The organism is Tenebrionibacter intestinalis, from assembly GCF_016632365.1.
Lineage (GTDB): Bacteria > Pseudomonadota > Gammaproteobacteria > Enterobacterales > Enterobacteriaceae > Tenebrionibacter > Tenebrionibacter intestinalis.
The window spans coordinates 92676-106485 of sequence record NZ_JAEPBH010000003.1; the positions used below are offsets into that span (position 1 = coordinate 92676).

A 13810-nucleotide genomic window follows, 5' to 3' on the forward strand; every position below is an offset into this window, starting at 1 on the left:
CGGCGTGAGGCATAAATTTAAAACGCTATTCCAGTTTTACCGCGCGTAGCTGAAATCAGGCTGACGCGCTGCGAGGCGGCGCACAATACAGCACGGAGGATAACAATAACATGCTGAAACGTGCTGAAACTCTAACTTTCGAGAATTTTATGCCCGGATAACTTGTGGTAAACCCTAAATTTTCCCACACTCCCTGAAACGTTTCAGCGAGGTAGTTGAACGTATCTGCGGCTTATCCGCTCTCTCTGCGACGGCAAAAGCTGAAACGATTCCTTTAACAGGAGAAGAGAAACATGTTCCAGTTAACTGTGAAGGCTATCCACCCCGGCGCGCAGGCTGCGGATAAAGACGCGGCGATTCGCCTGGTGGCTGATGCGCTGGTTCAGGCCGGCAACGCCGCGCCTGGTTACGTGGAGGGGATGCTGGCGCGCGAAGCGCAAACCTCCACGTTTCTTGGCAGCGGCATCGCAATGCCGCACGGCACTACCGATACACGCGATTGGGTACTGAAAACAGGCGTACAGGTCTTCCAGTTTCCCGAGGGCGTGGCCTGGGGCGACGATCAGACAGCCTATGTTGTTATTGGTATTGCCGCCCGTTCGGATGAGCACCTGGGGCTACTGCGCCAGCTTACCCGCGTATTGAGCGATGAGTCTGTCGCGCAGCAGTTGCGTACGGCTACGGGCGCTGAAACCCTGCGCGCGTTGCTGATGGGAGAGACGCAGAGCCGCGGACTGGTTTTTGACGCCAGTACGCTGTCGCTGGATGTGGCGGCCGGCGACCTGATGACGCTACAGGCGCTAAACGCAGGTCGGCTGAAAGCCGCCGGCGCGGTGGACGCTGCGTTTGTCAGCAGCGCCGTCAGCCAGCCGCCGTTGAATCTGGGCCAGGGTATCTGGCTAAACGATAGCACCAGCGGCAATACGGAAAACGGCGTGGCCATTGCCCGCCCGGCAGTGCGCTTTACGGAGGGGGGAGAACCGGTCGCGCTGTTGATGACAGTATCCGTAATTGATGAGACACCGCTTAACGTGCTGAACCGACTTAGCGATTTGCTGGCGCGGCGGCAGGCTGAACGGCTGCTGAAGGCCGATGCCGCCACGCTGCTGGCGCTCCTCTTAAGCGATACGCCGACAGACCAACATGCGCACACGCAGTGTGCGGAATTTGTGGTTCGCAATGAACACGGGCTGCATGCCCGACCCGGCACGTTGCTGGTGAACGTGATTAAACAATTTAAAAGTGAGATTACCGTGATAAACCTTGATGGTACAGGCAAACCGGTTAATGGCCGCAGCCTGATGAAAGTAGTGGCGCTGGGTGTGAAAAAGGGCCATTGCCTGCGTTTTATCGCCAGCGGAGACGACGCTGAACAGGCGCTGACGGCTATTGGCGAAGCGATTGCCGCCGGTCTGGGGGAGAGTCTGGCATGAGCAGACGCGTGGCAACCATTACCCTGAACCCGGCCTACGATCTGGTGGGATTTACCCCGGAAATCGAGCGTGGCGAAGTCAACCTGGTGCGCACCACTGGCCTGCATGCGGCGGGCAAAGGTATTAACGTGGCAAAAGTGCTTAAAGACCTGGGTATTGACGTGACCGTGGGCGGTTTTCTGGGAAAAGATAACCAGGATGGCTTTCAGCAGCTTTTCAGCGAACTTGGCATTGCCAACCGTTTCCAGGTGGTGAACGGGCGTACCCGCATTAATGTAAAGCTGACGGAAAAAGATGGCGAAGTTACCGATCTGAATTTCTCCGGCTTTGAGGTGACCTCTGCGGACTGGGAACGCTTTGTCAGCGACTCCCTGAGCTGGCTGGGGCAGTTTGATATGGTGTGCGTCAGCGGTAGCTTGCCGGACGGCGTCAGCCCTGAGGCGTTTACTGGCTGGATGTCGCGCTTGCGCAGCCTGTGCCCGTGCATCATTTTCGACAGCAGCCGCGCGGCGCTGGAGGCGGGCCTCAAGGCGGCGCCGTGGTTGGTAAAGCCCAATCGTCGCGAGCTGGAAATCTGGGCCGGGCGCAGGCTGGCGGAAATTAGCGATGTCGTGGCGGCGGCGCATCAACTGCGTGAGCGGGGCATTGCGCACGTGGTGATTTCGCTCGGCGCGGAAGGCGCGCTGTGGGTTAACGCCTCCGGCGAATGGATAGCCAGGCCGCCGGCCTGCGAAGTGGTCAGCACCGTGGGGGCGGGCGATTCTATGGTCGGCGGCCTGATTTATGGCCTGTTGATGCGTGAATCCAGCGAACATACGCTGCGCCTGGCAACGGCGGTAGCGGCGCTGGCGGTAAGTCAGAGCAATGTCGGCATTGCAGAACGCACGCGGCTGGCGGCCATGATGGCGCGCGTCGATTTGCAACCTATTTAAACTCTCAGGGGAGGGGACTTATGAAAACGCTGCTCATTATTGACGCCCGCTGCGGACAGGCGCGCGCCTGGTTGGTTAAAACGCGGCTTGCCAGCGCGGCTGGCGAGGTTGGCATCACGCTGACTGACAACCCGCACGACGCTGCGCTGGTTATGATAGTGGGCGGCGAGCTGCCAGCGGACAGCGCTCTGGAGGGTAAGCGCGTTTACGTCGGCGAGCTTGATTATGCGGTGCAGCATCCGGCGCAGTTTTTGAAAAACGCACGGGCGCAGGCCGCGCTTTATACAGCGCCTGCGGCTGCCAGCGCGGTGACGCGCCTTGTCGCCGTCACCGCTTGCCCGACCGGGGTAGCGCATACGTTTATGGCCGCAGAAGCTATCGAAGCTGAGGCGAAAAAGCGCGGCTGGTGGGTGAAAGTCGAAACGCGCGGCTCGGTCGGCGCGGGCAATACTATTACGGCAGACGAGATAGCACAGGCGGATCTGGTGCTGGTGGCGGCGGATATTGACGTGGATCTGGCGAAGTTTGCCGGTAAGCCGATGTACCGCACCACTACAGGGCTGGCGCTAAAGAAAACCGCGCAGGCGTTTGATAATGCGCTGGCGCAGGCAAAACCGTTCCAGCCATCCGGCCAGACGCAGACGGTAAGCGGTGAAAGCGGCAAGAAAGAAAGCGGCGGCGCGTATCGCCATTTGCTGACCGGCGTCTCTTACATGCTGCCTGTGGTGGTGGCGGGGGGGCTGTGTATTGCGCTGTCGTTTGTGTTCGGCATTGAGGCGTTTAAAGAGAAAGGCACGCTGGCCGCAGCGCTGATGCAAATTGGCGGCGAAAGCGCGTTTGCGCTGATGGTGCCGGTGCTGGCAGGCTATATCGCCTTTTCTATTGCCGATCGCCCCGGCCTGACGCCGGGTCTGATCGGCGGGATGTTGGCGGTGAGCGCCGGCGCCGGGTTTATTGGCGGCATTATTGCCGGCTTTCTCGCAGGCTATGCGGCAAAGCTTATCAGCGCGAAGGTAACGCTGCCCTCGGGAATGGAGGCGCTTAAGCCGATTCTTATTATCCCCCTGGCCTCAAGCCTGATTGTCGGGCTGGCGATGATTTACGTTATTGGCGCGCCTGTTGCAAAAATACTGGCCGCGTTGACCCACTGGCTACAAACGCTGGGCACGGCGAATGCGGTGTTGCTGGGCGCAATCCTTGGGGGCATGATGTGTTCGGATATGGGCGGGCCGGTGAACAAAGCCGCTTACGCGTTTGGCGTTGGGTTGCTTAGCACCCATACCTACGCGCCAATGGCGGCGATTATGGCTGCAGGCATGGTGCCTCCGCTGGCGCTGGGGCTGGCGACGCTGCTGGCGCGGCGCAAATTTGATAGCGCGCAGCGGGAAGGCGGGAAGGCCGCGCTGGTGCTTGGCTTGTGTTTTATCACCGAAGGGGCGATTCCGTTTGCCGCACGGGACCCGATGCGCGTACTGCCCTGTTGTATTCTTGGCGGAGCGGTGACCGGCGCAATTACGATGACCGTCGGCGCGCAGCTTATGGCGCCGCACGGCGGGCTGTTTGTGCTGCTGATTCCGGGCGCGATTTCGCCGGTGCTGGGATATCTGCTGGCGATTATCGCGGGTACGCTGCTGGCCGGGACGCTTTACGCTTTTCTTAAACGCCCGGAGAGCGAGCGTGATATCGCAGAAAAAGCGGCCTGATGCGAAACGCCGCTGCCTGTCTGCGCCCGTTAGACAAGGCCGCTGCGTTTGTCATAGACTCGTAGCCTGACCTTACTCTTTTCTGAGGGTTGCGCGGTGATTCATTTTATTCGTCTGTTTTTTCTGTCTGTTTTTTTGCTGCTCGCGGGCGTGGGGCCTGGGCTGGCGAGACCGAATATGACGCCGACCGGCCCGAATATCGCCGATACCGGCTCGGCGTTTTATCATTTCCGCAGCGCGAATTTTGACTCCGCTGATAAACAACGTCATTACAAAGTGTGGGTTGCCATACCTGATAAGGCTGCGCCGCAGGCGGGAAGCCGGGCGTTGTTTATGCTTGACGGCAACGCGGCGATGGCGCAGCTTGATGACGCGCTGTTGGGACATATTGTCGCCGCAGGCGCGCCGGTACTGGTGGCGATAGGCTATCAAACGCCGCTGCCCTTTGATATCAAATCCCGCACGCTTGATTACACACCGCGTGCGCCAGAGTCCGGACACGCTATTTATAAAGAGGCTAACGGCGGCGGCAGCGCTGAATTTCGCAGGCTTTTGCTTGATAAGATAATGCCGTGGGTAAAAACTCAGACGCGGCTGAACCCAAAACAGCTTAGCCTGTGGGGACACTCCTACGGCGGGTTGTTTGTGCTCGATACGCTCTATAACGCGCCTGGCAGTTTTCGTCATTATTATGCCGCCAGCGCGTCGCTGGGGTGGGGTAAGGATGTCATGTTACAGCGTGCGCAAGCGCTTCGCAGCCCGGCGCTGGCGGGGCGTACTTTGCTGCTGGCGGAAGGCGATAGCGGGAATGTCAGTCATGGCCCTGCGAGTGAGAATAAAAATGCGCGGCTGGCGGCGAGCCTGCGTAAAAAGGGGGTAATAGCGCGATATCGATACTATCCGGGGCTAAGCCACGGGCCGATGTTCGGCGCCTCGCTGCGGGATACGATTAACGCTGTGGCGAAGTCAGAAACGCCGGTCAACTAGCTTGCGCAACGCCCGGGCAGGCCAGGCAGGCGAATTTTAATCGCAGGCGCGCGGATTTCACAGGCAGGCGTTAACCTGCCCGAGACTGCTGACAAACCCCATCCTGTTGCAGTCAGGATGGATGAAACACAATAAAAAATAAGGAAAATCAACGCATTGATTTTCGCCTGCTTACCACGAAGAAGGAAAAATCCCCGTTTTTACCTTCTTCGTCAACAATCTGAGGCAGGTGTTAACCTGCCCTTTTTCGGTTTATGCGGCAACTTCCTGCATCTGCTGCGCTTTCAGCCAGGCAATCTCTTCGGCCCAGATATCCGGATTTGTGGTTTCAAGGATGAGCGGTATGCCGTCGAAGCGGCTGTCACGCATAATCCAGCGGAACGCATCGTAACCGATGTTGCCCGCCCCGAGGCTGTTGTGGCGATCCACCCGGCTGCCAAATGCGCTTTTGGCATCGTTGAGGTGCATTGCGCGCAGATACTCAAACCCGACAATACGTTCAAACTCGATGAAGGTCTTTTCGCAGGCTTCGGCGCTGCGCAGGTCATAGCCGGCGGCGAACGCATGACAGGTATCAATGCAGACGCCGACGCGGGATTTGTCCTCCACGCCCTCGATAATGGCCGCCAGTTGTTCAAAGCGAAAGCCGAGGTTGCTGCCCTGGCCTGCGGTATTTTCAATAACTGCGGTTACGCCCCGGGTTTTATCCAGCGCGATATTAATGGACTGCGCTATACGCGCCAGACACTCGTCTTCTGAGATTTGCTTCAGGTGGCTGCCGGGATGAAAGTTCAGCAGCGTCAGACCCAGTTGCTGACAGCGATCCATTTCATCAATAAACGCCTCGCGCGATTTCGCCAGCGCGTCTTCAACGGGGTGACCGAGGTTAATCAGATAGCTGTCGTGCGGCAAAATTTGTGATGAATGATAGCCGTATTTTTCGCAGGCGGCCCTGAAGCGGCTTATTATCTCCGGCGTAAGCGGCGCGGCGCGCCACTGGCGCTGGTTTTTGGTAAACAGGGCAAAGGCCGTGGCATCCAGTTGCGCTGCGCGGATGGCGGCGTTTTCCAGCCCGCCTGAGGCGCTGACGTGCGCTCCAATAAACTTCATGGGTGTTCTCCTCATACCCGCTGTTGGGGGCGTTACCTTAATGATAACGATTATGCCGCAGGATTACCCGCGCTCTCGCATCGTTGCGCGCCGACGCCCGTCAGCCCCGAAAGGGTGACGAAGACCAGCGCGCACGGGCCTGAGCGCGTTAAGGCTATGGCGATGACGGGGCGCGGCAAAGGGGGGGAGCGCCAGCCGTAACTTGCCGTCGCAGCGGTACTCACCGGGCAGGTAAACGGTGATGGTATAAATAAAAAATCGTTTATAATTTTAACATTAACCACTAATAATGGTAACGTGATGACTTTGGTGAAATAAGAGCGTTAACCGATGCATATCACTTTGCGCCAGCTTGCGGTTTTTGCTGAAGTGCTGAAAAAGGGGTCCACTACCCAGGCGTCGCCAGTACTGGCGCTGTCGCAATCGGCGGTAAGCGCTGCGCTGGCTGACCTGGAAAATCAGCTCGGCGTGCAGCTTTTTGATCGCGTCGGCAAACGGCTGGTGGTAAATGAACACGGCAGGCTGCTTTATCCACGGGCGGTGGCGCTACTGGAGCAGGCGGGGGAAATTGAACAGTTGTTTTGCGATAATAACGGCGCGGTTCGCGTTTATGCCAGCAGCACTGTCGGAAACTATATTCTGCCTGAGGTTATTGCCCATTATCGCCGTGATTTTCCCGCTCTGCCGCTGGAGTTGAGCGTGGGCAACAGCCAGGAGGTGATCAACGCGGTCATGGACTTTCGCGTGGATATTGGCCTGATTGAAGGGCCGTGCCATAACGTAGCTATCATTACTGAACCCTGGCTTGAAGATGAACTGGTGGTATTTGCCGCGCCCGGCGCTGCGCTGCTTAACGTACCGGTGACGCTGGAAACCCTCGCCGCTGCGCCGTGGATTTTGCGTGAGCGGGGTTCCGGCACCCGTGAAATTGTCGATTATCTGCTGTTGGCCCGGCTGCCGCGATTGCGCCTGGCGATGGAGTTGGGAAACTCAGAAGCGATTAAACACGCGGTGCGTCACGGGCTTGGGGTGAGTTGTCTGTCGCGTCGGGTTATTGCCGAACAGTTACAAAGCGGTTCGCTGGTGGAGGTGCCCGTGCCGCTGGCGCGCCTGACGCGCACGCTGTACCGAATCCACCATTGCCAGAAGCATCTCTCCTGCGCGCTGCTGCGCTTTTTACGCTACTGTGAAGCGCAGCCGTAGCCCCGTGCGCCGTTTTTGTTAACGCAGGGTAGGTTTTTTTCAGCTTCACTCGCGGTTTGCGGTGTTGCTTATAATTGCCTGGCGATCATGAAGCTCTCTTATAACCGTGCTTTTCAGGCGAGTGGCTGCCTGCGTTTCTGCTACAATCGCGCCTCATTTTTTGGATAAGCAGCATTTTTATATGGTTTCTCAAAATAACAACACAGCATCCTCCGGGCTGCGCCGTGAACTGAAGGCGCGCCATCTGACGATGATCGCCATCGGCGGTTCTATCGGCACCGGGCTTTTCGTTGCCTCCGGCGCAACTATTTCTCAGGCAGGCCCCGGCGGCGCGTTGTTTTCCTATATTATTATCGGCCTGATGGTTTATTTCCTGATGACAAGCCTGGGCGAACTGGCGGCTTATATGCCGGTTTCCGGTTCGTTTGCCACATATGGGCAGAATTATGTAGAAGAGGGATTCGGCTTCGCACTGGGCTGGAACTACTGGTATAACTGGGCGGTCACGATTGCCGTTGACCTGGTGGCTGCGCAACTGGTGATGACTTACTGGTTTCCGGACGCGCCAGGCTGGATCTGGAGCGCGCTTTTCCTGTGTATTATGTTCCTGCTCAATTATATTTCGGTAAAAGGCTTCGGCGAGGCGGAATACTGGTTCTCCCTGATTAAAGTGGCGACCGTCGTTATCTTTATTATTACCGGCCTGCTGATGATTATGGGTATCTTTAAAGGCAGCCAGCCGGCGGGCTGGAGCAACTGGTCGGTGGGCGACGCGCCCTTTGCAGGCGGCTTCTCCGCGATGATAGGCGTGGCGATGATCGTCGGTTTTTCGTTCCAGGGCACTGAGCTTATCGGTATTGCCGCAGGCGAATCCGCCGATCCGGCGAAGAATATTCCCCGCGCGGTGCGGCAGGTGTTCTGGCGCATCCTGCTGTTTTATATCTTTGCGATTCTGATTATTAGCCTGATTATTCCGTATACCGATCCGAGCCTGCTGCGTAATGATGTTAAAGATATTAGCGTCAGCCCGTTTACCCTTGTGTTTGAACATGCAGGCCTGTTATCGGCGGCGGCAGTGATGAACGCCGTTATTCTTACGGCGGTGCTGTCAGCGGGTAATTCCGGCATGTATGCTTCCACGCGTATGCTCTATACGCTGGCGTGTGACGGTAAAGCGCCGCGTATTTTCTCGAAGCTGTCCAAAGGCGGCGTGCCGCGCAACGCGCTGTATGCCACAACGGTTGTCGCAGCGCTGTGTTTTCTGACTTCGATGTTCGGCAACCAGACGGTTTACCTGTGGCTGCTTAATACTTCCGGGATGACCGGTTTTATCGCCTGGCTGGGTATTGCTATCAGTCATTACCGTTTTCGCCGCGGCTATGTGTTGCAGGGCAACGATATCAGTAATCTGCCGTATCGTTCAGGCTTCTTCCCGGTTGGTCCCATTTTCGCTTTCGTGCTGTGCCTTATTATTACGCTGGGCCAGAATTATGAAGCATTCCTGGCTGACCGTATCGACTGGGTAGGCGTGTGTGCAACCTATATCGGCATTCCGCTGTTCCTGGCTATCTGGTTTGGCTACAAAATCGTTAAAGGTTCGCGTTTTGTGCGCTATAGCGAAATGACGTTCCCCGAACATATGCAGAAATAGTTGCCGGGCCGTGAATATGGCTTAGCTGACGCGCTTGCGGCCCCGGTAAAGGCGACTTTTCCGGGGCCGTTTTTTATCCCTGCATTCCTTCCCGCCGCGTATTTTTACTCAAAAGTTGGCCACTGCGCTGCGCAAAATTACTTTTATATATCAATTTGATTGATAACCATTATCATTTGCTTTATCGTTTGCACAAATTGATCAAACAGGAAACTCAGCGCGCCAGGAGGCCAACTATTCCTCACTTATCTTTACACGCCCTGCGGCAGTATGCAGCCGCAGGGCGTGTGAAATTGCTGTTCGCCTGTGCCGGCAGGGCCGGGAGACGGCGGTGATAAGGGGGGATGTTCCGCTGTATAAAACGCAACCTCCGCCAATGTCGCGATCGGTGCATCTGCTGTGTGGGCAGTATTTCATTTTGTTATCTCATGGAGAATTGGAATGTTTAGGTTAAATTCTGTGGTCCGGGGAGGGCTGTGCCTGTCGGCGTTATCTCTGAGTCTGCCGGCGGCTGCGGCAGTTAACGATGCCGGGCGTCATGGTAAAGAGGACGTCATGGTGGTCACCGCTTCCGCGGTTGAACAAAACCTGAAGGATGCGCCTGCCAGCATTAGCGTTATCACCGCTGAAGATTTGCAACGCCGTCCGGTACAGAACCTCAAAGATGTGCTCAAAGATGTGCCGGGTATTCAGTTGACCAACGAGGGCGATAACCGCCAGGGCGTAAGTATTCGTGGTTTGAGTAGCGGCTATACCCTGATTCTGGTGGACGGTAAACGCGTTAGTTCGCGTAACGCGCTGTTTCGCCATAATGATTTCGATCTGAACTGGGTGCCGGTTGACGCCATTGAGCGTATTGAAGTCGTTCGCGGGCCGATGTCCTCGCTTTACGGTTCCGACGCGTTGGGCGGCGTGGTCAATATTATTACCCGCAAGGTTGGGCGCGCCTGGCACGGCACGCTGAGCGCTGATACCACCGTGCAGGAGCATCGTGATCGCGGCGACAGCTATAACGGCAACTTTTTTGTCTCCGGCCCGCTGGTTGACGATCTGCTTGGCATGAAGGCCTACGGCGGCCTGGGTAAGCGGGAAAAAGACGCTCAGCAGCCTTCTGCCGCCAGCGCCAGCGGCCAGTCGCCGCGCATTGAGGGATATACCTCACGCAACGGTAACGTTGAGTTTACGCTGACCCCCACGCAGAGCCAGGATATCGCCCTGGCCTACGGTTTTGACCGCCAGGATCGCGAGTCTGACTCGCTGGATAAAAACCGCATGGACAGGCAGAACTATTCGCTGTCACACAACGGGCGCTGGGATTTTGGCACCACAGAGCTTCGTTTTTACGGCGATAAAACCGATAACCGCAACCCCGGCAACCGCAAGGCTATCGTTTCGCGCAATAATACGGTCGATGGCAAGGTGGGATTGGCGCTTAGTGAATACAACCAGGTGCTGACCTTCGGCGGTGAGTGGCGTAACGACAGGCTAAGCGATCCGGTTAATATTACCGGCGGTACCAGCAGCAAAACGTCGGCTAATCAATATGCGCTGTTTGTGGAAGATGAATGGCGCATTTTTGATCCGCTGGCGCTGACCGCCGGACTGCGTATGGACGATCATGAAACCTATGGCGAGCACTGGAGCCCGCGCGCGTATCTGGTTTATAACGCCACCGACACGCTGACGTTAAAGGGCGGCTGGGCTACTGCGTTTAAAGCGCCGTCATTGCTGCAACTGAGCCCGGACTGGCAGAGCAACTCCTGTCGCGGCGCCTGTAAAATTGTCGGCAGCCCGGATTTAAAACCGGAAACCAGCGAAAGTTTTGAGGTGGGTCTGTACTATGCGGGCGATGAGGGCTGGCTGGATGGCGTAACCGCAAGCGTCACCGCCTATCAGAACAATATCGACGACATGATTAATATCAATCGCACCGCTAACGCCGGGCTGGCGCCAGGCTATCCTAATTTCGTCGGCATTATTGATGGTAAACCGACTTTCCATTATTACAATGTGGATAAAGCGCGTATTCGCGGTGTGGAAACTGAGCTGAAGGTGCCGTTTGACGAGCAGTGGAAACTGACGCTGAACTACACCTATACCGACGGGCGTAATCTGAGCAACGGCGGCAATAAACCTCTGGAGGATTTACCGTTCCATAACGCGCACGCCACGCTGGACTGGCTGGCGTTTGCCGACTGGACGTTCTATGTACAGGCCGACTACACCGGCGAGCGGCGCACCACTACCAGCGGCAACCCAACGCCAGGCGGTTATACCGTGTGGAACACGGGAGCGGCCTGGCAGGCGACAAAAGCGCTGAAGCTGCGCGCTGGCGTACTGAATCTGGGGGATAAAGACCTCAACCGGGATGACTACAGCTATAACGAAGACGGGCGTCGCTATTTTATCGCGGCAGACTATCGTTTTTAACAGGTTATCCGGGCGTAAGCCGCCCTGTACGGTTAGCAAGCCCCATGCTTTTTGCATGGGGTTCTTCGTTTGGCGCCAAAGCGGGCAAGGCGTGGTTTCGCCTGCTTTAGCGCGATCGGCTAAAATGCAAACTTTTGATTTTACTGATTTATTTTTCAGTTGTCACGGGCCAGAATCGTTTGTCCCGGCGTTTGGGAGAGCAGAGCGCTTTGTGTGGAGGCGGCTTTTATTATCTGCGCGGGTTTACGTAAATAATCTTCCATCTATTACATCCTGTTGCGGGCCTGGCCGCGCCGTTATTTCCGGGAGCCGCGTATTGCGTTAAGCGCGTGTCGATGCGCTCAGCTTTCGGGTATTATCGCCCTGTGGTACATCCTGTGGGGTAAATGTCCTGCCAGGGCCTTCAGGCTGGCGTGAATGTATCAGACCGGGCGCCGCAATAGTCGGTTGTTGCGGCCATAGCCTGCTCCTGCCCGGCCGGCGTAAAAAGCCATTCGGGCAAATAACCGCAGTGAGACGTTGCGCGGACAGTGAAATAGCCGCAGCGGACCCATGTGTATTTAGTATTACTGGAGTTAACAATGGGGCAGACTAAAAAGGGTATTTTGTTTGTGCTGCTGGCGGCGGTGCTCTGGGGTAGCTCCGGCGTGGCGGCCCAGTATATTATGGAAAACAGCCGTGCCTCGGCACAGTGGCTGACGATGGTGCGGCTGTTATTCTCCGGCCTGATTTTATTAACGCTCTCATTTATGCAGGGTGAGCGCGTGTTTCGCATCTTTACTGCCTGGCGGGATATTCGCCGCCTGCTGCTGTTTACCTTTTTTGGCGCGCTGCTGGTGCAGCTCACTTTTCTTTTGACCATTCAGAATTCTAATGCCGCCACCGCGACGGTATTGCAGTTTCTGTCGCCGTCTATCATCGTGGCCTGGTTTGCGCTGGTGCGAAAGAAACGCGCCGGCCCGTTTGTTTTTGCCGCTATTATGACCTCGTTGGCCGGAACGTTTCTGCTGGTTACCCACGCTAACCCCACCTCGCTAACGATTTCCGGCGCAGCGCTGTTCTGGGGGATAGCTTCTGCGTTCTGCGCTGCGTTTTATACGACTTACTCATCGGGGCTGATAGCCTGCTACGGCACACTGCCGGTGGTGGGCTGGAGTATGCTGCTCGGCGGCCTGACGCTCACGCCGTTTTATGGCGTAAGCCGTATTGAGCTTGTCAACAGCGGCAGCGTGCTGCTTGCGTTTTTCTATTTAGTGGTAGTCGGTACGGCGATTACTTTTAGCCTCTATCTCAAAGGCGCTCAGGTCATAGGCGGGTCGCGCGCCAGTATACTGAGCTGCGCTGAACCGCTTAGCAGCGCGCTGCTTTCACTGCTGTTGCTGGGCGTGACGTTTACCCTGCCAGACTGGCTTGGCACGTTGCTTATCGTATTTTCGGTAATACTGATTGCGCTTGATTCGCGCCGGCGTCACGTCAATGGCCGGGAGGGCGTGCCGTGCGTTGACGGCGGCGCGCAAGACTAATTAAACAGGTAGCCTGCGTGAAAGCGCAGGTGATCCTCAATGAAGCTGGCGATGAAGTAATAACTGTGGTCATAGCCGTGCTGAATACGCAGCTCCAGCGGCCAGTCCCGGCTACGCGCCGCTTCGGCAAAGCGCGCAGGCTGTAGCTGCACGGCGAGGAAAGCGTCGGCGTCGCCCTGGTCAATCAACATCGGCAGCTTTGCGCTATCCGGGGCCCGAAGCAGCAGTTCACAGCTATCCCAGGCATGCCACGACGCTTTATCCGCGCCAAGATAAGCGCTGAACGCCTTCTCGCCCCACGGCGTCTGAGAGGGGTTTACTATAGGCGCAAAGGCGGAGGCTGAGCAGTAGCGCCCGGGATTTTTCAGCGCCATCAGTAGTGCGCCATGCCCGCCCATAGAGTGACCGCAGAGGGCGTTTTTTGCGCCCACGGGGAAATGCCGCGCCACCAGCGTGGGCAGCTCATCGCGCAGGTAATCATACATGCGGTAGTGCGCAGCCCAGGGCTGCCGGGTGGCGTTAAGGTAAAAGCCTGCGCCCTGACCCAAATCCCAGGCGTTGTCGTCGGCTACCGCTTCGCCGCGTGGGCTGGTGTCTGGCATGACCAGCGCGATGCCCAGTTCGCTCGCAAGGCGTTGCGCGCCGGATTTAGCGGCGAAATTTTCATCGTTGCAGGTCAGGCCTGAAAACCACCACAGTACCGGTGGGGCGTTTTCCTCGTGTGCGGGCGGCAGGTAGATGCTGAATGTCATCATACAATCCAGCGCCGTCGAGCTGTGCCGCCAGCGCTGCTGCAGCCCGCCAAAACAGCGGTGTTCTTCGATCTTTTCCATTTTGC

10 protein-coding genes are annotated in these 13810 nt (G+C 56.9%); 8 read left to right on the forward strand and 2 right to left on the reverse strand.

All coding sequences use genetic code 11. The features are described 5' to 3' along the window. Positions 1 to 293: 293 nt before the first annotated feature. The 4 genes from fruB (at position 294) to JJB97_RS02130 (ending at position 5055) form a co-directional block, all read left to right on the forward strand. Positions 294 to 1433, forward strand: a complete 1140-nt coding sequence (fruB, locus tag JJB97_RS02115) for a fused PTS fructose transporter subunit IIA/HPr protein (protein WP_238712154.1) — start codon at positions 294 to 296, stop codon at positions 1431 to 1433. Next, entirely contained in the window at positions 1430 to 2365 is a 936-nt protein-coding gene (fruK, locus tag JJB97_RS02120) for a 1-phosphofructokinase (protein ID WP_238712155.1), read from the forward strand. Before fruB ends, fruK begins: the two co-directional genes overlap by 4 nt. A gap of 20 nt (positions 2366 to 2385) precedes the next feature. Next, on the forward strand, positions 2386 to 4068 hold the full coding sequence (gene fruA / locus JJB97_RS02125; protein ID WP_238712156.1) for a PTS fructose transporter subunit IIBC: 1683 nt from the start codon (positions 2386 to 2388) through the stop codon (positions 4066 to 4068). 96 nt (positions 4069 to 4164) lie between these two features. Then, positions 4165 to 5055 (forward strand): alpha/beta hydrolase, encoded by an 891-nt coding sequence (locus JJB97_RS02130; protein ID WP_238712157.1) that lies wholly within the window; start codon positions 4165 to 4167, stop codon positions 5053 to 5055. Between the two features lie 252 nt (positions 5056 to 5307). Here the strand turns inward: JJB97_RS02130 and nfo are convergent, their stop codons facing one another. Continuing rightward, on the reverse strand, positions 5308 to 6165 hold the full coding sequence (nfo, locus tag JJB97_RS02135; RefSeq protein WP_238712158.1) for a deoxyribonuclease IV: 858 nt from the start codon (positions 6163 to 6165) through the stop codon (positions 5308 to 5310). A gap of 330 nt (positions 6166 to 6495) precedes the next feature. Here nfo and yieE point away from each other — a divergent pair, with 330 nt between their 5' ends. From yieE to JJB97_RS02155, 4 genes are all read left to right on the forward strand, one after another. Further along, the gene (gene yieE, locus JJB97_RS02140; protein ID WP_238712159.1) at positions 6496 to 7368 is read left to right on the forward strand and encodes a DNA-binding transcriptional regulator YeiE; all 873 of its coding nucleotides are present in this window, start codon (positions 6496 to 6498) and stop codon (positions 7366 to 7368) included. 181 nt (positions 7369 to 7549) lie between these two features. Then, positions 7550 to 9019 (forward strand): amino acid permease, encoded by a 1470-nt coding sequence (locus tag JJB97_RS02145; protein ID WP_238712160.1) that lies wholly within the window; start codon positions 7550 to 7552, stop codon positions 9017 to 9019. Positions 9020 to 9460: 441 nt separating this feature from the next. After that, the gene (gene cirA / locus JJB97_RS02150) at positions 9461 to 11449 is read left to right on the forward strand and encodes a catecholate siderophore receptor CirA (protein ID WP_238712161.1); all 1989 of its coding nucleotides are present in this window, start codon (positions 9461 to 9463) and stop codon (positions 11447 to 11449) included. 581 nt (positions 11450 to 12030) lie between these two features. Next, a complete protein-coding gene (locus JJB97_RS02155) occupies positions 12031 to 12972 on the forward strand; it encodes an EamA family transporter (RefSeq protein ID WP_238712162.1) in 942 nt (313 codons plus the stop codon). Here the strand turns inward: JJB97_RS02155 and fghA are convergent. Then, complete coding sequence (gene fghA, locus JJB97_RS02160; protein WP_238712163.1) at positions 12969 to 13805, reverse strand: S-formylglutathione hydrolase; 837 nt, start codon at positions 13803 to 13805, stop codon at positions 12969 to 12971. The genes JJB97_RS02155 and fghA overlap by 4 nt on opposite strands. Positions 13806 to 13810 lie beyond the last annotated feature (5 nt).